Annotated in this window: 15 protein-coding genes, 5 tRNA genes, 1 rRNA gene and 1 pseudogene; 9 read left to right on the forward strand and 13 right to left on the reverse strand. The window is 43.9% G+C overall.

Annotation, left to right across the window (positions count from 1 at the left end):
• Positions 1-70: 70 nt before the first annotated feature.
• From rrf to AAGG74_RS19335, 3 genes are all read left to right on the forward strand, one after another.
• A 5S ribosomal RNA gene (gene rrf, locus AAGG74_RS19325) occupies positions 71-186 on the forward strand.
• Between the two features lie 485 nt (positions 187-671).
• Complete coding sequence (locus AAGG74_RS19330) at positions 672-2108, forward strand: SulP family inorganic anion transporter (protein WP_429676874.1); 1437 nt, start codon at positions 672-674, stop codon at positions 2106-2108.
• Positions 2109-2253: 145 nt separating this feature from the next.
• Positions 2254-3174 (forward strand): bile acid:sodium symporter family protein, encoded by a 921-nt coding sequence (locus tag AAGG74_RS19335; protein WP_429677132.1) that lies wholly within the window; start codon positions 2254-2256, stop codon positions 3172-3174.
• A 9-nt stretch (positions 3175-3183) separates the two neighbouring features.
• Here the strand turns inward: AAGG74_RS19335 and AAGG74_RS19340 are convergent, their stop codons facing one another.
• The 13 genes and pseudogenes from AAGG74_RS19340 to AAGG74_RS19400 form a co-directional block, all read right to left on the reverse strand.
• A complete protein-coding gene (locus AAGG74_RS19340; protein WP_429676875.1) occupies positions 3184-3936 on the reverse strand; it encodes an alpha/beta hydrolase in 753 nt (250 codons plus the stop codon).
• Positions 3933-4943, reverse strand: coding sequence for an iron ABC transporter permease FeuC (gene feuC / locus AAGG74_RS19345; protein WP_429676876.1), 1011 nt, complete (start codon positions 4941-4943; stop codon positions 3933-3935). The genes AAGG74_RS19340 and feuC overlap by 4 nt, the downstream gene beginning before the upstream one ends.
• Positions 4936-5940, reverse strand: a complete 1005-nt coding sequence (locus tag AAGG74_RS19350) for a FecCD family ABC transporter permease (RefSeq protein WP_429676877.1) — start codon at positions 5938-5940, stop codon at positions 4936-4938. Before AAGG74_RS19350 ends, feuC begins: the two co-directional genes overlap by 8 nt.
• An 18-nt stretch (positions 5941-5958) precedes the next feature.
• Positions 5959-6912, reverse strand: coding sequence for an iron ABC transporter substrate-binding protein FeuA (feuA, locus tag AAGG74_RS19355; RefSeq protein ID WP_429676878.1), 954 nt, complete (start codon positions 6910-6912; stop codon positions 5959-5961).
• A 90-nt stretch (positions 6913-7002) separates the two neighbouring features.
• Positions 7003-8592: a bacillibactin transport transcriptional regulator Btr gene (gene btr, locus AAGG74_RS19360; protein ID WP_429676879.1), complete on the reverse strand. Its 1590-nt coding sequence runs from the start codon at positions 8590-8592 to the stop codon at positions 7003-7005.
• A gap of 178 nt (positions 8593-8770) precedes the next feature.
• Complete coding sequence (locus AAGG74_RS19365) at positions 8771-10015, reverse strand: exo-beta-N-acetylmuramidase NamZ family protein (protein WP_429676880.1); 1245 nt, start codon at positions 10013-10015, stop codon at positions 8771-8773.
• 13 nt (positions 10016-10028) lie between these two features.
• Complete coding sequence (locus tag AAGG74_RS19370) at positions 10029-11957, reverse strand: glycoside hydrolase family 3 protein (RefSeq protein WP_429676881.1); 1929 nt, start codon at positions 11955-11957, stop codon at positions 10029-10031.
• Between the two features lie 27 nt (positions 11958-11984).
• On the reverse strand, positions 11985-13313 hold the full coding sequence (gene pbp4b, locus AAGG74_RS19375; RefSeq protein ID WP_429676882.1) for a penicillin binding protein PBP4B: 1329 nt from the start codon (positions 13311-13313) through the stop codon (positions 11985-11987).
• Between the two features lie 56 nt (positions 13314-13369).
• Positions 13370-14734, reverse strand: a complete 1365-nt coding sequence (locus tag AAGG74_RS19380; RefSeq protein WP_429676883.1) for a PTS transporter subunit EIIC — start codon at positions 14732-14734, stop codon at positions 13370-13372.
• A gap of 25 nt (positions 14735-14759) precedes the next feature.
• A complete protein-coding gene (locus AAGG74_RS19385; RefSeq protein ID WP_162103149.1) occupies positions 14760-15611 on the reverse strand; it encodes a MurR/RpiR family transcriptional regulator in 852 nt (283 codons plus the stop codon).
• Between the two features lie 16 nt (positions 15612-15627).
• Positions 15628-16542: an N-acetylmuramic acid 6-phosphate etherase gene (murQ, locus tag AAGG74_RS19390; protein WP_162103148.1), complete on the reverse strand. Its 915-nt coding sequence runs from the start codon at positions 16540-16542 to the stop codon at positions 15628-15630.
• 104 nt (positions 16543-16646) lie between these two features.
• A complete protein-coding gene (locus tag AAGG74_RS19395; RefSeq protein WP_162103147.1) occupies positions 16647-17129 on the reverse strand; it encodes a GNAT family N-acetyltransferase in 483 nt (160 codons plus the stop codon).
• Positions 17130-17141: 12 nt separating this feature from the next.
• Positions 17142-17596 (reverse strand): annotated as a pseudogene (locus AAGG74_RS19400) (2-thiouracil desulfurase family protein).
• Between the two features lie 180 nt (positions 17597-17776).
• On the opposite strand from AAGG74_RS19400, the gene AAGG74_RS19405 reads away from it, so the two are divergent.
• From AAGG74_RS19405 to sigW, 6 genes are all read left to right on the forward strand, one after another.
• Positions 17777-17851 (forward strand) — tRNA-Glu (locus AAGG74_RS19405).
• A gap of 3 nt (positions 17852-17854) precedes the next feature.
• Positions 17855-17930, forward strand: a tRNA-Val gene (locus tag AAGG74_RS19410).
• Between the two features lie 4 nt (positions 17931-17934).
• Positions 17935-18007: transfer RNA gene (locus AAGG74_RS19415), tRNA-Thr, on the forward strand.
• Between the two features lie 20 nt (positions 18008-18027).
• Positions 18028-18112 (forward strand) — tRNA-Tyr (locus AAGG74_RS19420).
• A gap of 4 nt (positions 18113-18116) precedes the next feature.
• Positions 18117-18188: transfer RNA gene (locus tag AAGG74_RS19425), tRNA-Gln, on the forward strand.
• A 227-nt stretch (positions 18189-18415) separates the two neighbouring features.
• On the forward strand, positions 18416-18979 hold the full coding sequence (sigW, locus tag AAGG74_RS19430; RefSeq protein WP_162103145.1) for an RNA polymerase sigma factor SigW: 564 nt from the start codon (positions 18416-18418) through the stop codon (positions 18977-18979).

The raw sequence follows: 18979 nt of genomic DNA on the forward strand, positions 1-18979 counted from the left end.
CAAGGAAACTCCGCTAAGGGCTCTCACATCCTGTGAGAAACGCCCAGTACCTTCATCCTGAAGGCATTTGTTTGGTGGCGATAGCGAAGAGGTCACACCCGTTCCCATGCCGAACACGGAAGTTAAGTTCTTCAGCGCCGATGGTAGTCGGGGGTTTCCCCCTGTGAGAGTAGGACGCCGCCAAGCAATTTAAAAAAAGGCAGCTCATCTGAGCTGCCTTTTTTGTATTCTGGTTTGCAATTTCATTTGTGGAGGCGGCGTATCATGTGCGATGGACATGGCTCAGCTTTTGGGTTGATTACGGAGAAGACATCCCCTTGATAACTATGAGGCTGCGATCCACGAATTGATAGGCATAGATCCATCTTCAAATGAGAAAAAAGATATTTCTACTGTTTAAAACGATTTTAGTCTCTCATTAGAAATGATATAAAGCAGTAAAATGGCTCAAACCTACTTTAAGTCATTTTTTCTTCAGCATTTCATCTTGTGCATTTGATGAAAATTCAATATAATATTTTTTGTATAATAACTCCTTGCCTCAATATAATATACTCAACGTTTCCTCTTTTCCCCGTTCGTTTTTCTTTTTATTTTTTCCCGTAAGGTAAAGAAAGCTACCAGTACACAGATAGGATGCGGATTTATTTTTTAAAAAGGAGTCGTTATATTTGAATAATAGTTTTACATTAAAACAGCAATGGTTCGGGAATATCCGAAAAGACATTCTTGCTGGCGTTTTAGTTGCGTTGGCATTAATACCTGAAGCGATTGGCTTTTCTATAATAGCTGGTGTTGATCCGATGGTTGGCCTTTACGCGTCATTTTGTATAGCCATTATTATTTCTGTTTTTGGCGGCAGGCCAGGCATGATTTCAGCTGCGACTGGCTCTATGGCTGTTGTGATGGTGTCGCTGGTTGCTGATTACGGGCTTCAGTATTTATTTGCGGCTACGATTTTGACTGGTATTATTCAGGTGATCTTAGGCATCAGTAAAATTGCGAGATTAATGAAATTTATTCCCCGTTCTGTAATGATCGGTTTTGTGAATGCATTGGCAATCCTGATCTTCTCTGCGCAGCTTCCTCAGTTTGAAGGTGCTTCTTGGAGTATGTATGCGATGCTTGCCGGGTCGTTGGTTATTATTTATGTACTGCCGAGATTTACGACTGCGATCCCGTCTCCGCTTGTCGCGATTATTGTGATGACGATTATTGCGGTCACTTTCCATGTGGATGTAAGAACGGTCGGGGATATGGGTAATATTTCTGGTTCATTGCCGCAGTTTTTCATCCCTGATGTTCCGTTTACCTTTGAAACACTGCGAATTATTTTTCCTTATTCGATTGCTTTAGCGTTTGTCGGATTGCTGGAATCTTTACTGACAGCACAGATTATTGATGAAATGACGGATACAGGCAGTGATAAAAATAAAGAGAGCCGCGGACAGGGGATTGCGAATATCGTGACTGGTTTCTTTGGCGGTATGGCGGGCTGCGCTATGATCGGACAATCTGTCATTAATACAAAAGCAGGCGGACGAGGACGTTTGTCGGCATTTGTTGCCGGTGCTTTTCTAATGTTTTTAATTGCCGTCTTGAGTACTGTCGTCGTAAAAATTCCGATGGCTGTGTTAGTGGCTGTTATGGTGATGGTTTCTGTCGGCACATTTGATTGGTCTTCTTTAAAAGGTCTCAAAAAAGCGCCGCTTACAGACTCTATTGTCATGGTTGTAACTGTGCTTACTGTTGTTGTGACGAATGACCTCTCTAAAGGTGTATTCGTTGGTGTTCTTTTAAGTGCTGTGTTTTTTGTAGCAAAAATCTCTAAGCTGAAAATTGTCTCTCACACAGAGGATCAAAAGCTGAGAACGTATCATGTAAAGGGACAAATCTTTTTTGCGTCAGTGACTGATCTTACAAATGCGTTTATTTATCAAGAGGATATTGAGCGAGTCGTGATTGACTTAACTGAGGCCCATGTATGGGATGATTCAGGATCGGCTGCGCTTGGTAAGATTGTTGCGAAATTTAAAGAGCAAGGCATTGAAGCTGAATTAAAAGGGTTGAATGATGCGAGCAAAGCTCTTATAAAACAGATGGCGTAATGTATGAAAGTCCAGATTGGATAGATCTGGGCTTTTTTATGTGACATGGTGTTGAACAGCATTGATATAATAGAGAAAAAAGACATTCTAAATAGGAGACTTGCATATGATGCTTCAGAAGCTGAACCGTGTATTGGGGAGGGTAATGCCGCTTTTAACGCCGACTAGTGTGGTGCTGGGTGTGCTGCTGTCTCAATTTTTAAATGGGTATGAAAGTGCGGTGCCTTGGATCTTTGCTTTTATCACGTTTGCAGGCAGTTTGAGCGCAAACTTTCAATCTTTGAGACATGCATTGTCACATCCTCTTCCTATGATTCTTGCACTATTTGTTCTTCATATTTTCATGCCGCTATTTTCTTGGGGAAGCGGTCATCTTATCTTTAATGGTGATTCTTTGACGATCACTGGTTTAACATTAGCTGTTGTGATTCCTACTGGGATTACAAGTTTGATTTGGGCAGCGATGTACAAGGGGAATGTCGGATTGACGCTTTCGATTATTTTGGTTGATACAGTGCTGTCACCTTTGATCGTTCCGCTCAGCCTTTCATTGCTGGCTGGCGCACAGGTTCATATGGATGTGTGGGGAATGATGAAAGGGCTGATTGTGATGGTTGTGATTCCTTCTTTCTTGGGTATGCTGTTTAATCAGATATCAACTCCAGAAAGAACGGCATCTGTGAGCAGTGCACTGTCTCCTTTTTCAAAGCTTTGCCTGATGGCAGTGATTGCGATTAACAGTTCAGCGATTGCTCCTTACTTCAAAGCCATTGATTTGAGATTTGCTGGAATAGCTGTAACGGTCTTCTTTATCGCGTTAACAGGCTATGCCGCGGCTTGGCTGATCGGAAAAATGATGAAAAGAAGCCAAGAGGAAATCGTAGCTCTTATTTTTACGGGAGGCATGAGAAATATCAGTGCCGGCGCAGTTCTTGCCGTTACGTTCTTTCCGTCTCAGGTCGCCGTTCCCGTTGTCATCGGCATGCTGTTTCAGCAGATGCTGGCGGCCTTGTATGGATATATGCTGAATCGTTTTGAATTGAAACCTTTATTGCAGAAAGCATGAAAAAACCGCTCATTGGATTGAGCGGTTTTTTCCGTATAGCCATTCGAGCGCGGTGGTGAACTGTTGATTGAAGTATTTATGATGGTGCGCCGCCCCTTTTTCAATTGAAAGACATAGCTGGTTTTCAGTGAAGCCTTTTTCTTTTAAACTTTGATGCACTTGTTTTGTATTTTGCAGCATTTTTCGCTGAATGGTTTGTTTTTCATGGCCTTCTTTACTGCCGACAGACATAAAAATACGGGCGGTGCCAGGTTTTAACGAGGATATATGAATGGTTTCCGCTGTGTTTTCGTACCAGTATGACCCAGAGATAGAGCCTATGTTTCCGAATACTGTCGGATGCTTTAATAAGGCGAACATTGAGATGAGGCCTCCTAATGAGGCTCCGATCATTCCTCTTGATTGCGGTTTCCTAGTGACGTTGCAGTTTTCTTCAATAAACGGAATAAAGCGGTTTGTAATATCAGACAAATAGTGATAACCGGATCCCCCGAAGTCAGGGAACTGATCATTGAGCGCTACTGCTGGCCAAGGGGTGTATTCGTCAAGACGGTTGTCGGGTTCGATACCGATCAGCACGAGCTCAGGCAGCCTGCGTTGTTGAAATCTGTTTTCTAATAATTCGATTTGGTTTTGAAACAAAGAACTGCCATCCTGCACGTAAACAGCAGGAAATCTCCCGCTGTTTTGGCTATAGGAAGGAGGAAGGTACAGCGTGAACTTCCTGTTGACGGCCTTATGATCAGAAAGAGATCCGTTCATGCATTTTCTCCCTTTTTTTGCTTAAAAAGCAGAAATAAGAAATAAGGAACACCGAGAATCGCTAAAATGATGCCTGCGGGTACCTCCGCGGGCTGGAAAAACTGTTTTCCGATAAAGTCTGCGCTGATCACAAGCAGCATGCCGATTAAACCGCTCAGCGGCAGGATGAAACGGTGTTCAACACCTGCCAGCCTCCGCGAAATGTGGGGGGCAATTAAGCCGACAAAAGCCATGCTGCCCGCTACGGAGACACAGGCGCTGATGATTGCTACACAGGCGACGAGCAGGATGGTTTTTTCTTTATTTGATGAAATGCCGAGACTTCTGACTGTGTCTTCATCAAAACGAATGGTATCGAGCAAGCGGGATTTGGCGATAAGAATAGGGATAAACAGCAGCATCCATGGAAGAACGGCTGTGATATACGTCCAGTTGGCAGACCAGATGCTTCCGTTCTTCCATACCATGGCCATTTGGTAATCCTGCGGGTCCATTTTTAATGATAAAAACAGCGACAAAGCACTGAATCCTGAATTGATTGCGATTCCTACCAGAATAATTCTCCCTGAATCTAAATGGCCTCTGTGCCACGCAAATATGTAAATCAGAATCGCCGCGACCAGTCCGCCTATCAAACCGAAAAACGGCATTCCCATTGCCGCAACAATGGATGTCACTTCCTTCTGGCCTTGGAACAAAAGCATAAACGTCACAATCCCGGCTCCCGCCCCCGCGTTGATCCCGAGAATTCCCGGGTCTGCAAGACCGTTACGTGTGATAGCTTGGATGACTGCGCCCGCAATGCCAAGACCGAGTCCGATAATGGCCGCCATGACAATTCGCGGCAGTCTTAAATCGAACAGCAAAATGTCATACTGCGGATTTGGATTGATCTGAAAAAGAGTGGAGAGCAGCTCAGCCGGACGAACAGAAAATGATCCGCTTGTTAAGCTGAAATAGCTGACGATGAGAATCAAAGTGATGAATAGGGCATATTTTTTAACCATTTTGCTCCCCTCCTTTTCGTTTAATCAAATAAAGGAAGAAAGGTACGCCGATTATGGACGTCACGACTTCAATCGGTGTTTCAAATGGATAATTGATAAATCGACTTGCGAGATCACACAGGGTTAAAAAGATTCCGCCCAAGATGCAGGAACAAGGAATCAGTCTGCTGTAATCAGAACCGACGAGAAATCTTGTGATATGCGGAACCACCAATCCGACAAACGCGATTTTTCCGGCCAGCGCTACGGCACTGCCGGTTAACATGATGACTGAAAGCATCGCCATGAGTTTAATGGTTTTTTTCTTTTGTCCCAGACTTTTAGAAATGTCATCGCCTAACGATATAGCGGTCACTTTTTTGCTGAGAGACATGGCTAACATGATGCCAACAAGGAAAAATGGAGCGGCCAGCTTCAGAAAATCCGGACTCATTTGATGAAGTCTGGCGCTATACCAGAAACTGAGATCCTGTGAAATTTGAAAATAAATTGACATGACCGCTGATAAACTGCTGAGCAGCATGCTTGTGACGGTGCCGATAATGGCAAGCTGTACGGGGGTAAACCCGTTAGGCATCATGGCGGCAAGGCTGAATACTAGCCCGGCTCCTAATGCCGAGCCGATAAATGAGTAAATAATCATTTCAAACGAAGACGATTGCGGGAGCAGAACCATACAGAGCGTGATAATAAACGCGGAACCATCTGCAACGCCCATAATCGAGGGCGAAGCTAAATAGTTGCGTGTAATGCCTTGCATAAGCGCTCCAGAAACAGCAAGGGCTGCCCCTATGAGCAGAGCGCCGGCAGCCCTTGGAATCCGGGAATGCCATATGATTTGATGGTCTGTGTTTCCCGGATCGAAATGAATAAGCGATGTAAAAACAACATCTGCGCTTAGATGCTTTGCTCCATACAGGATGGAAAGCATCAGCGACAATGCAATAGCAAATGGAGAAGTCATCAATATGATACGTGTCCACTGTTTTGAATACATACAAAAACCTACTCTGAATTAATTTTGTGTCAATTTTTCAGCAGCCGCTTTCAGGAAGCGGACTTTGCTCCACGCTGTGCCGCCTTGTGCGAGAGGATCCACTGAGTTGACGTACACATGATCTTCTTTGACTGCTTTCAGGCTTTTCCAGATTGGATTTTTCTCTAAATCTTTTAAGGCATCAGGTTTGTCTGCATTTTCATTATCAGAAAATTGGACGAAGATATGGTCTGGATTCATTTCACTTAATTTTTCTAATGAAATCAGCTCTTGCGCTTTTGCCGCTTTTACTTCGTCTGGCGCTTTAAGACCTAGATCACCATAAAGTGTGGAGTTGAAGTATACCTGTTCAGGGTAAATATAAATGTTGCCTTGTCTGATTCTGATGACAAGTGCTTTTGATTCTTTTGCTTTTTCTTTGATTTTTGTTTTTGTTTCTTTTAGATCCTGTTCATAATCTGCAATGATTTTTTTTGCCTTCTTTTCTTTTTCAGTCAGCTGGGCAAGCAGCATCATATTTTCCTTCCAGTTTGAAGAGATGTGAGAAACTGGGATCGTTGTTCCAGCTGTACTTATTTTTTGCAGAGTTTTTTCTGGGAACTTTGTGGAAGCAAGGATGACATCTGGCTTCATTTCTAGAATCTTTTCAATGTTTGGCTCCATTTTTTCTCCGGTTGATTGGGCTTTATCAGTGATGTCTTTGAACATATTCGGGAATTTGCCCGAGAATGAAATCGCGCCTTGCGGATGAACGTCAAGCAGTTTGGCATCCTCCATCGATTCAACGCTTCCCGTAATGGCTATTTTGTCTGTCGGTACAGTTACTTCATATGTTTTATCCAAGTATTCAATTTTCTTCTTCCCAGATGCTGTACCGCTTGCCTTGCTGGCAGTCGATTCGTTTTTGCTGCTGCAGGCTGCCGCTGTCAGTGCGAGAAGCAAGATTAATAAGGTTAGAGATATCTTTTTCATCTATAGAGCCCCCTGTTCAATTGATAACTATTATCAATTGGAATTATAGAGAATGAATAGATATAACACCATGGACAAATTTCGCAATTATCATGGATGATTACCGGATAGTAAAGAAATAGTTTGCTGAACGATTCGTTCGTGACCGCAAGCCGAGTATTCATTCCAAGGATCCAAGGATAGGAGGTAAACACGATTATTCTGCACTGCGCTTAGGTTCTGCCACTCATCTGTCTGCTGCAATTGCTGATAATAAGCAATGGTCTCAGGCTCTTTATATAGAAAAAGCATGATGCAGTCAGCTTGGTCATTTGTGATATTTTCTAATGTGATCGCTTGATCAGAAGGTCTTTTTTTTGTTTTTGCCGAGCGAAATCCTAAATCTCCGAAGAAGACTTCGCGGATACTTCGATAATGTGCTGGATAGAAGTTTTGCTTATGCATCCTCAGAAACAGAAAACGCAGCCCTTGAGCGTGTTGAAGTGCTTTTTTTGCTGCTGATGCCTGCTGGTCATAAGCTGTGAGCCACTTTTCCGCTTCGAACTCTTCCTTTAAGAATGAGGCAGTTTGCAGAAAGTGATTTCTCCAGCTTTCTTTTGAAGGAAGATACATGACTTCGGCGATACGATTCAGTCGATTTTGTTCTTCTGGAGAAATAGAATCCATGCTGAAAATGACATCTGGTTGAGCCTGAGATAACGTGTGCAGGTTCTCTTCCCATTTTTCATTAAATCGGTATGCGCTGAGCTGGACAGGTATATCGGTTGAATACTGCTGATAGTAGTATGATGTCCATTTTGGATGCAGCGCGGCCGCAAATGGTATGTGATGAAGAGGAATAAGATAGCCCATTGTATCCCTTCCATATGCGGCTATTTTTATCCGGCGGTTTTTCATATAGCTTGTAGGTGAACAGCCTGTGTGTTTTTTAAAGATTCTGCTGAAATAAAATTCATCTTGATAGCCGGTTTGATGGGCAATTTCTTTTAATTTGCAATTTGATCTTGCCATAAGCCGTTTTGCTTTGGTGATTCGTGTTTTTGTGATGAATTCTGTTACGCTCTGACCTGTCCATTTTTTAAAGCTTTCGCTGTAGTGTTTGGCACTGATTCCTGCCATTTGCGACAACTGGGTTAGTGTCATTTTTGTATCGGCATGGGTTTCGATATATTGTTTTGTCTTTTTGATTGCTGAATGAGTATCCGTCTGTTCAGATAAACTGACAGTGAAGAGGTCATAAATCAGGCTTTGTACTTCAATCACACATTTGAGCTGAGAAAGCTGAGACGATTCATTCCATAGCGCCGCAAGCTCTTGAAGCCGGACGGCGAGGTTTTCGATATGTGAAACATTCACAAGCTTCAGTTTGGCTAATTCCGTTTCTGTACACGGTGTTAGGATATCTTGTCCAGTTTCCTTCATATAGCTTTGAAGCCTGATTAGACAGGCATCTATACATTCTTCCGCTCCGGGTGTAAAACCAAAAGTTTCGTGAGGCGGACAAACATAAAGTGTCTTTTTTTGCAAAGGAATGACGTTTGTTCCGATTGAAATATGTCCGTTTCCATTTACATTAAAAATCAGTACGAATGAATCGGCTAATTGCTGTTCTGTGAAGAGATCACCTGTTTTTTTTAGATATTTAATTTGAGTGGGATGATAAATCATTGTAGGTTGCAAGAGCAGACCACCTTTTCAGAAACGTTCAATTGATAATCATTTTCAATAAAATTGTACCAAATAAATGAATGGTTTCCTATATAAAGCGGGTGGTTTTTTTGTTATGAAAAGACCCTTGCTCTAAGGGTCTTTTGGTTAGTAAGAATATGTTACACGTGTAACATACGATGCTTATGTCTTAATAGATAAGATATTTTTTTCTCGTTTTACTGAATTGTTGGAGTGGTTTTTCATAGCTGTTCATGATGTTTTCGATAGAATCACCGTTTTTAATGTTTGCCCTGATCCAGCCATTGCCTGCCAATTTATCGAATGAACCTGTTGAGAGAAACTCAAAATTGTCAGGATAGAGGTCGTGTATAGCTTTAATAAGTGATAGGCCTGTTCTGACCACTTCAAACGTTTCTCTGTTTGTCACATAGAGCTGAACACCGTGGCAAAGCGTTCCTTGATGTTTAGAAAATGTCGGTGTAAAGGAAGCTGCCCTGAAGGTGACTCCCGGCAGGCTGAGGCTATTTAATGTATCTTCAAGCTCTGTGCTTTTGATAAAGGGAGCACCAATTAATTCAAATGGCTTCGTCGTTCCGCGTCCTTCGGATATATTCGTTCCTTCAATCAGCCCTGTTGCAGGATAAACAAATGTGCTTTCCACTGTTGGCATGTTTGGTGACGGGAGGACGAAAGGCAGTCTGGTATCGTCAAAATCCATTTTGCGTTTCCATTGTTTCATTTTTACCACGGTCAGATCGGCATCGATGCCAAATTCCTTGTTGAACAGTAAAGCCAATTCGCCTATGGTCATTCCGTGCTTTAAGGGAATGGGATACAGTCCGATGAATGAAGCATATTCAGGTTCTAAAATCGGTCCTTCAATATGTTTCCCGCCTTGAGGGTTCGGGCGATCAAGCACCATAAATGGAATGCCATTTTCTTTCGCGGCTTCCATTGCGTATGCCATTGTGTAAATGTACGTGTAGTACCGGGTTCCGACATCCTGAATATCAAATATGAGGACATCGACATCTTTCAGCATCTCTGGCGTTGGTTTCTTCGTTTTTCCGTAGAGGCTGTATACGGGCACCCCAGTTTTTTCATCAATGTAAGAGCCGATTTCGTCCCCCGCCTGAGCGTCGCCGCGGACGCCATGCTCTGGGCCGAATAAAGCTGTCAGCTTGATATCATGGTTCTCGTAAAGGATATCGACACTGCTTTTCAGAGAAGCGTTTACGCCGGTTGGATTGGTGATTAAGCCGATTCGTTTTCCTTTGAGCCGCTTTTTATACTCTGGAAAAAGCATGTCTATGCCGGTTTGAACTTTAGGTTTTTTAGCCGTTTGATTTCTGGCATCCGGTGATGGTGAGGCCGCTGTTATCGTTCCGAACATCATAAACCCTGTGAGGAAAGCAAATATTGTTTTTCTCATGTGTCCCTCCTTATTAGAGCGGTTTTCCTGTTTTGATATTTAATCCGTAGCCATATGGATAAAGGATGTCTCCCGGCTTCGTGACTGATGGAATGTCAACTGGGAGTGTGCCTTTAGGTTTTGCCTGACCGAATATCGCCATCACTCCTGCCGGAATATTGGGTTGCAGATACTGGCCATTTACGTATCCTTTAAAGCCATAGACCGCAATAAGTGCTTTAGCTTCTTCAAAATTGGCGGCATCGTATGGATTGCGCAGGCTCATTAAGACAAATGGTTTGTTGTGCTGCAGCGCAACTTTCATCACAGCTCTTGGGAATACAGTGTCCCATTTGCTTGAATCTGATATGGTGTCGTTGATGACACCGTCGTTGACGACGGGATCGTTCTTCACGATATAGGAGCCGGTAATGGTATAGTCAGCCTCTTTTACCAGTTTTTCATGCTCGGTATTAAATACTTGGTTGGCAAAATTGACTTTGCTGAGGGAAACGGGTTTGATTTTCTTTCGCTTGATAAGATCACGAATGGTTTGTTCAATCGAAGCAGTTTGTTCTTCGTAAGGCGCGGCAATTAAGATTCTGCTGTCTTTTTTAGGATTAAACGGCAAGGTGCGCTGTTCATTTTTTAATACGGTTACTGCTTTTTCCGCTATTTTTTTTTCCGCTTTCAGGTGACGCTTGCTTCCTACAATTTTCTGGGCTTTGGCTATTTTTTCTTTTATGCTGTCGTCGTTTCGATCTGGATATATACCGCGTTTTATTTTCAGGGAAATGATCCTTTCAGCTGATTTGTTGATTTGATGTTCAGGAATGTCCCCGGTTTTCACGGCTTTTTTCAAAGCTTGTATGACACGTGCGAATTTCTGTTCTTCCTTCAAAGAAGCAACTGAGGCAGGCATCAACGCCATATCAACGCCAGCTTTTACAGCCATGACGACAGCCTCTTCCTGGCCGAAATGATCTGCGATTGCTTTCATATTGAGAGCATCAGTAACTATGACACCGGAAAAGCCCATTTCCTGACGAAGAAGACCTGTCATCACTTTTTTCGAGAGTGTCGCCGGGACTAAAATGTCCGATCCATCGAGTTTGCTTTTGTAAGTGGTGTCGTCAAAGGCAGGAAATTGAACATGCGCTGTCATCACCATATCAGCACCTGCATCAATTGCTCTTTGAAAAGGATAGAGCTCGATCTCACGGAGCCGTTCTTGATTATGGGAAACGAGAGGCAGCCCGTAATGGCTGTCAACGTCCGTGTCTCCATGTCCCGGGAAATGTTTGAGGGCAGAAGCGATATCCTGCCGCTGTATCCCTTTCATCGTATATAAACCGAGTCGTGCTGTCAGTTCCCGATTTGAGCTGAATGACCGTACGCCGATCACTGGATTATCAGGATTATTATTAATGTCCACGACAGGGCTGAAATCTGTATTAATGCCTAAGACAGAAAGCTCTTTTCCAATGATGCTGCCAGTCTGATAGGCATTGATTCTGTTTCTGGTTGCACCGAGCGCCATATTCCCTGGGAAATGAGTGCCCTCCCCTAATCTCGTTACGATGCCGCCTTCCTGATCAATACTCAGCATGAGCGGGATTTTGGGGCTCGTTTTTTGGTAAGCGTCTGTCAGCTGTACAGTTTGATTTGTTGTTTTTACATTTTCTGCAAAAAGAATAACGCCGCCAAATTGGTATTTCCTGATGAGGCTGGCGACTTCCTCATTCATTTCTGTAAAGGCCTGAGGAGACGATTCGCTCACCTTTTTCCAATTTCTGAAATCTGGCATCAGCATTTGGCCGAGTTTTTCATCTAATGTCATGTGGTTGACAATCTGCTTGGCACCGGCTGAACGGCTGGATGCGGCGACTTTTGTCTGACTGGCGCCAAGAAAACATGAAAGAAAAAGAACGGCTGCAAGGATAAGCGGAAAAAAAGGTTTCATAAACACTTCCTCCTATCGTCGAATCATTCATTCCAACGCTTCATAGATCGCGGCAATGACGCTCCCGTAACTGCCTGTTGGAAACTGATCACCCTCAAACACATTTGGTTTTTTTTCTGGATCAGCAACTGGTGAATGCTTTTTATTTGTTAACAATGCTATGCCTAAATGATAAGTGGGATCAATAATGGTAACTGTTCCTGTCCAACCGGTATGCCCAAAAGCTTTTTTACTGGCATAAGGGCCAAACATCCATTCCACGCTTTTACTCCCGTTTCTCCGCCAGCCTAGAGCGAATGTTGGATCTGTTGCTGAAGACGCTGTAAATAGGTCGGCAGTTTTTTGATCAAATAAAGACACGTTTCGGTAGGAGCCTTTGTTTAGCATGAGTTGCAGCAGAATAGCCATATCATCAGCATTTGAGAACAATCCGGCATGGCCGGACACGCCATTCATTGAGTAAAACGCTTTTTCGTCATGCACTTCTCCTTGCAGCGTGTGTGTACGGATGTTAGGGAAATAAATAGTGCCGTCCCGTGTATTGCCCATACGTTCAGTAGCTGCGAACTGTTTTGGTTTAAAGCTTTTTTTCAACGGATTGTACAAGGTATGTTTCAGCTTCAGCGGCTTGTAAAGCTCTTGCTCCGCGTAGACATCAAGCGGTATACCGGTGAGGCTTTCGACAATGCAGCCGAGAAGCATATATCCGATGTCACTGTATACGTGTTTTGTCCCTGTTTGATATTCGAGCGGGATTTTCGTCAAATATTCGATCGTTTTGTCCCGCTCCTGTGAATAGTACCTGCCTGCCTTTTCGGGCGTGTAAAAGTAAAAGCTCGAGGGGAGCCCTGATTTGTGCTGGAGGACATCAATGACACGAATCTTGTCTTTTCCTTTCACAAGGTCTCCTGGCAGATCCTTGAAATCAGGTAAATAAGCAGATACCTTTTCATAAACATCGAGTTTTCCTTGGCTGACTAAGCGCTGCAATGCAAAATTCGTTGCGTACATTTTTGTGTTTGAGGCCAAGTCAAACATCGCGCGGGTTTTCATTTTGACTGGACGGCGCAGCAGCTCTGTTTCTTCGTATTTTTTACTGTAGCCGTATGCTTCCTTTTTTATGATGCGGCCATCCTTCACGACGACGAGAACGGCGCCTGGAAATCCTGCCGCAACATCCCGTTCTATCATCTGATCAACCTTCCGTAGTTTCTTCAGCGAGAATCGTCCGGTTTCTGTATTTATGTTTTTCGGCTTGAATTGGTTGTCTGCTGTTTGCGCGAAGGTTTCGTTTGGCGGCGCCAGTATAGATAGGGTTAAAATGGCACTGAGTAAGGACAGTGTTTTTGTTTTCAATGGCTTGCTCCTTTCTGTGTTTCTATCTTGCTTACTATCCCTAGAATAGAAACCAATTAGTCGAACTGCGAAGCCATTTCTTCTTTATATCCAAATGCATAGGTCAATAAAAAGCCGGCCGCATAGGAAATAAAGAGTCCGATGAGATATAGGATGATCTGTGAGGACATGACGAGAAAGGAAAGCGGCAGCCCGGAGACCCCGATGGCGATGGTAGCAACCTGAAAATAAGCTTGAAAGGCGCCGCCGATTCCAGCTCCTAAGCATGCCGTTACAAACGGACGGCCAAGTGGCAGCGTCACTCCGAAAATAAGGGGTTCTCCAATGCCGAGCAGCCCCGACGGAAGCCCGCCGCCGATTGCTTTTCTCAAGGTTGTTTTTTTCGTTTTCACGAAAATGGCAAAGGCGGCGCCTACCTGCCCGGCACCTCCCATAGCCAAAATAGGGAGCAGAGGATCATTGCTGATTGAATTGATCAGCTCCATGTGTACAGGCGTCAATCCTTGATGCAGACCGGTTACGACAAGAGGGAGGAAGGTTGCGCCCAGAATAAAGCCCGCAGCGATACCGCCGAGGTCGAGAATGGACAGAAGGCCTGATGTAATGGCATCAGAAATGAAACCGCCTAAAGGCATAAATATGACATACGTTACAATTCCGGTGATTAACAGAGAAATGGTTGGAGTGACGATGATATCGAGTGATTGTGGAATAAAACGGCGGATGTGTTGTTCGGTGTATGCAATGAATATGGCTGCGAAAAGAACTCCGATCAGGCCTCCCCTGCCCGGGAGAAGCTGTTCTCCGAATAAACTGATCTTTGCGATCTCCGGATTTATAATCAAGATTCCTGCCAGAGCCCCAAGAGCGGGTGTCCCGCCGAATTCTTTTGAAGCGTTAATACCGACGAGGATGCCGAGATATGTGAACAATCCTGATCCGATGACTGTCAGGATAATAGCGATTTGTGATTCTGCAGAGAGCCATCCGGCTTGAATGATTGCTTTTGTAATCCCGGTGATTAAACCGGAAGCGACGAGGGCGGGAATGAGAGGGATAAAGATGCTGGCGATTTTACGTAAGAAACGTTTAAACGGAGTGGCATTTTTTCTATTTATATCGGCTTTCTTTTTTTCAGCCGCTTCTTTGATATCGGTTCCTTCTGCTGACATAAGCTTTGAGAAAGCGGCTGTGACATGATTGACGATCCCGGTGCCAAGGATGATTTGAAGGGTTTCCGCTTCCACGACCCCAAATACGCCGTCCATCTCTCTTAAAGCCTGAACATCAACTTTGCTTTCATCGTAAGGCGTAATACGAAGGCGTGTCATGCAATGCGTATACGAGGAAATGTTTGGTTTTCCTCCGCATAACGCGAGGATTTTCTTTGCGAGATGATGGTAGTTGTTTTCTTTGCTCATCAAAATCCCTCCTCTTCAAGACGTCCTATTTTTTTCTCATAGATTGTATGGCTGCTCTCGTTTTATCGATATAACCGGTTGTTTCTTCATACTGCTCAGCCGCCATGCCTAAAAACAAAACATCAATCATAAAAAGCTGGGCGAGGCGGGAGGAAGTGGCTGCGCTTCGAAGCAAGGCTTCGTTGGAATGTGCTGTGTACAACGGGACATCAGCCAGTGCGGAGATGGATGTCTGGCTGAATTGTGTGAGGCTGATCGTTGTGATGCCTTTTTCCTTAGCCATTGTGAGCAATTCTATGATTTCCTGCGTCTCACCCGAAAATGAAATGGCGAATACGATGTCATCCTTATCTGCATTTGCGATTAATGACGCCACAAGATGAGTGTCTGTGAACGCGGTTGATTGTTTATGAATGCGAAGCCACTTTTGCTGGGCGTCCTTGGCGACAATGCCGGAGGCTCCGACACCGATAAAATGCACGGTAGGGGCTTTGAGAAGCAGGGAAACCGCTCGTTCAAGCACTTTGTAGTCCATCAGGTCTGAAGTATCCTGTATGGCTTGAATGGCGTTGCCGGCTGTTTTTTCAGAAATGGAGGACAGCGGTTCGTAAGGCGCAATGTCCCGGTAGCCTTGTACAGCAGGCTTTGCCAGGTCGCCTGCTACTCTCATTTTTAAATCTTGAAATCCTTTTAGTCCGAGTGATTTGCAGAGCCTGATAACGGCAGCGTCACTTGAATTGGCTAATGTGCTGATCTCGCTGACAGTGGTTTCTATTGCTTTGTGGGGATGAGTTAGGATATAATCCGCAATTCTGCGTTCGGATGGAGGGAGCTTGTGCTTCATTGATTGGATGATCGTTAAACCGCCTGTTGCCATTCCTGCTCTCTCCTTATCATGGATGGTCATTTTCGATTGCTTTGTCTATGAAACCGTTCGCTTCATCGAGCAATGTCTTTGCTTGTTCCTGATCTGTGTTTGTTTTGAGCATGACGATTGCCGTTTTGACGTGATAATTGGCTTGTTCCAGAGTATGCTTGGCTGTGTCGTATGGGGCATTGGTGAGGCTTTGGATGATACTGATGGCACGTTCTTTTAGTTTGTTATTACTGACGTTGACGTCTACCATCAAGTTTTCGTAAACCTTGCCGATTTTGACCATTACAGCGGTAGATATCATGTTTAGAATCATTTTATGAGCGGTTGCCGCTTTCATACGTGTTGATCCTGTAATAGCTTCAGGTCCAACGACAACCTCAATGCTGTGATCGGCATTCTTGCTGATGGCGGAATTTTTATTACTGGTAAGGGCGATGGTGTGTGCTCCGGCTTTGCGGGCATATGTTAGGGCGCCTGCCGCATATGGTGTGCGGCCGCTTGCCGCGACGGCGAGGACAGTGTCGTTAGAAGTGAGGTGTATGTTTTTTAAATCCTCAGCTCCTGCTTCTTCACTATCTTCAATTCCTTCGGTCGCCTGCAAAAATGCTTTGGGGCCGCCAGCCATGATTCCGATGACCTGGTCTCGGCTTACGCTATAGGTGGGAGGACATTCGACGGCATCCATGACACCGAGTCTTCCGCTTGTACCGGCGCCTATGTAGATGAGCCGGCCTCCATTTTGAAACGAGTCGTACGCGCAGTCTACAGCTGTTTGAATGTCGGGGAGAACCTGCTGTACGGCAGCAGCGACTTTCAAATCTTCGTTGTTGATCATTTTGAGGATACCGAGAGTGTTTGCCTTGTGAATGTCGGTTGTTTGGCTATTGCGGGATTCCGTTGTAAGACGGTGAAGGTCTAATGGTTTTGACATGAGGATGCCCCCTGCTTCATCGTATATTCAATATTTAGTATATTCATTTCTGTTGTGATATTTCAACTATGTTTTTATAGTATTGAAATTTTATTTCAATACGTCTATAAGAAATAATGAAGAACTAGCTGTTCTCCAAGCGGTCCGATTCTTCTCCTGCCTTTATCAATGAACCCGCATTTCATATAAAGGTGCTTTGCGCGAGTGTTCAGATGGTTGACGGCCAGAATCATTTCATCGCACCATGGAAAATAACCGCTCACAAAAGAGGGAAGCAGAAGCATTGCTTTTTTCGCATAGCCTTTTCCTTGATGAACAGCATTTAAAGAAAGAGAACTTAGCAGTAAGGCAAATGGATTGTTAGAATAGGGCTCAAGCGTTTCTTTTGATGTATGTAAAATGAAAAAACCGATTGGCAGATTGTCGTTTAAGATGACAACCGGATACCGGTCCCGTATGCTCAGGGCCTGAGTCAGCACCTCTTTGGGGAGAGAGGTAAAGCGTTTGTCATCATTATTTAGCTTGAATGATTCAAGCTCTGATAAGTGTTCGGGCTTATAGAAGGATAAAGAAATGTCTAGAGTCATGTGGAGACCTCCTTACAATATATCGTCTAGCTGATTTTCGGAAATAACGCGGTAGCCTGCTTGTTTTAACAGAGCGGCAGTTACTCCGCTGCCGGGGGTTTTTTTCCGGTAAATGTGCCATTATAGATAAAACCGCTTCCGCATGATGGGCTGTTTTCTTTTAATATGATGGCAGAGGCATTGATTTCTTTTGCGTAAGCTAATGTTTTAGATGCGCCTTCCATATATAATTTGGTTACATCTTCACCGGAAGCTGTCACGATTTTTGCGGTCCCATTAAGAACATCCTCACCGGTGCCTCCGATGATTTCAGCAGGTTCACGGGGAGTTGAGAAGCCGCCGAGGAGCTCAGGACATGCCATGACTGCTTTCTTTTGATCGACAAGTTTTCTGATTTTCTCTGATGCTGCATGTGAGCCGTTATATCTGCATTCAATGCCCCCAAGGCAAGAACTGACTAGAATCATAGTGGTTTCCCCTCTCATGCTTTGCTTGTCTCTATCATAAAATAAATGAGGAATGGCGGAAGGCTTTTTCAGTTAAAAAAGGAGTTAAAAAGTTTGAAAATAAAAAAATTAATTTTTCTCTTTACAAACATGCATTAACCTGTATATAATAACTTTTGTCAGCTCGACGAGAACACAAACGGCCCGTTGGTCAAGCGGTTAAGACACCGCCCTTTCACGGCGGTAACACGGGTTCGAATCCCGTACGGGTCACCATTTGGAGGATTAGCTCAGCTGGGAGAGCATCTGCCTTACAAGCAGAGGGTCGGCGGTTCGAGCCCGTCATCCTCCACCATCTTGCCGGTGTAGCTCAATTGGTAGAGCAACTGACTTGTAATCAGTAGGTTGGGGGTTCAAGTCCTCTTGCCGGCACTGTTTTCTCACATGAATATGGAGGGGTAGCGAAGTGGCTAAACGCGGCGGACTGTAAATCCGCTCCCTCAGGGTTCGGCAGTTCGAATCTGCCCCCCTCCACCATTATTGGGCTATAGCCAAGCGGTAAGGCAACGGACTTTGACTCCGTCATGCGTTGGTTCGAATCCAGCTAGCCCAGTCACAGACACCTTTGACCAAAAGGTGTCTTTTTTCTATTTTAAAATAATTTCAACTTCTAACTGTTCAGTCTGTATAATAATTTTAAAAATATGTTAAGGTAGTTTATTCACGAATTACCATCTACACCCTGCCAAAAATTTGTTAAACTTATTTTATAAAAAATTGAAACCTTTTGAAACGAAGCTCGTATACATACAGACCGGTGAAGGCAGAGGTTAGATAAATATGGAAATAATGATTAAAAAAAGAATTAAACAAGTCAAAAAAGGCGACCAAGATGCATTTGCGGACATCGTAGATATTTACAAGGATAAAATTTATCAGCTTTGCTACCGTATGCTTGGCAATGTGCATGAGGCGGAAGACATTGCACAAGAGGCTTTTATCAGAGCGTACGTTAATATCGACAGTTTTGATATTAACCGGAAATTTTCAACTTGGCTTTATCGAATCGCGACCAATTTAACAATTGACCGTATTCGCAAAAAGAAGCCGGATTATTACCTCGATGCAAAGGTGGCTGGTACAGAAGGTCTGACCATGTATTCGCAAATTGCCGCAGATGGAGTTTTGCCAGAAGATGAAGTAGTGTCCCTGGAACTCTCGAACACGATTCAGCAGAAAATTTTAAAGCTTCCTGACAAATACAGAACAGTCATCGTATTAAAGTATATCGACGAACTCTCATTAATTGAAATCGGCGAGATCTTGAACATTCCTGTGGGAACTGTGAAAACACGTATCCATAGGGGCAGAGAGGCTCTTAGAAAACAATTAAGAGATCTTTAA

Source organism: Bacillus mexicanus (assembly GCF_050445615.1).
Lineage (GTDB): Bacteria > Bacillota > Bacilli > Bacillales > Bacillaceae > Bacillus > Bacillus mexicanus.

Excerpts from the sequence above, each read along its gene's own strand:
- AAGG74_RS19335 (WP_429677132.1), top strand. The coding sequence starts at position 2,254 with ATGCCGCTTTTAACGCCGACTAGTGTGGTGCTGGGTGTGCTGCTGTCT.
- AAGG74_RS19340 (WP_429676875.1), bottom strand. The coding sequence starts at position 3,936 with ATGAACGGATCTCTTTCTGATCATAAGGCCGTCAACAGGAAGTTCACG.
- feuC (WP_429676876.1), bottom strand. The coding sequence starts at position 4,943 with ATGGTTAAAAAATATGCCCTATTCATCACTTTGATTCTCATCGTCAGC.
- AAGG74_RS19350 (WP_429676877.1), bottom strand. The coding sequence starts at position 5,940 with ATGTATTCAAAACAGTGGACACGTATCATATTGATGACTTCTCCATTT.
- feuA (WP_429676878.1), bottom strand. The coding sequence starts at position 6,912 with ATGAAAAAGATATCTCTAACCTTATTAATCTTGCTTCTCGCACTGACA.
- AAGG74_RS19365 (WP_429676880.1), bottom strand. The coding sequence starts at position 10,015 with ATGAGAAAAACAATATTTGCTTTCCTCACAGGGTTTATGATGTTCGGA.
- AAGG74_RS19370 (WP_429676881.1), bottom strand. The coding sequence starts at position 11,957 with ATGAAACCTTTTTTTCCGCTTATCCTTGCAGCCGTTCTTTTTCTTTCA.
- AAGG74_RS19380 (WP_429676883.1), bottom strand. The coding sequence starts at position 14,734 with ATGAGCAAAGAAAACAACTACCATCATCTCGCAAAGAAAATCCTCGCG.
- AAGG74_RS19385 (WP_162103149.1), bottom strand. The coding sequence starts at position 15,611 with ATGGCAACAGGCGGTTTAACGATCATCCAATCAATGAAGCACAAGCTC.
- murQ (WP_162103148.1), bottom strand. The coding sequence starts at position 16,542 with ATGTCAAAACCATTAGACCTTCACCGTCTTACAACGGAATCCCGCAAT.
- AAGG74_RS19395 (WP_162103147.1), bottom strand. The coding sequence starts at position 17,129 with ATGACTCTAGACATTTCTTTATCCTTCTATAAGCCCGAACACTTATCA.
- sigW (WP_162103145.1), top strand. The coding sequence starts at position 18,416 with ATGGAAATAATGATTAAAAAAAGAATTAAACAAGTCAAAAAAGGCGAC.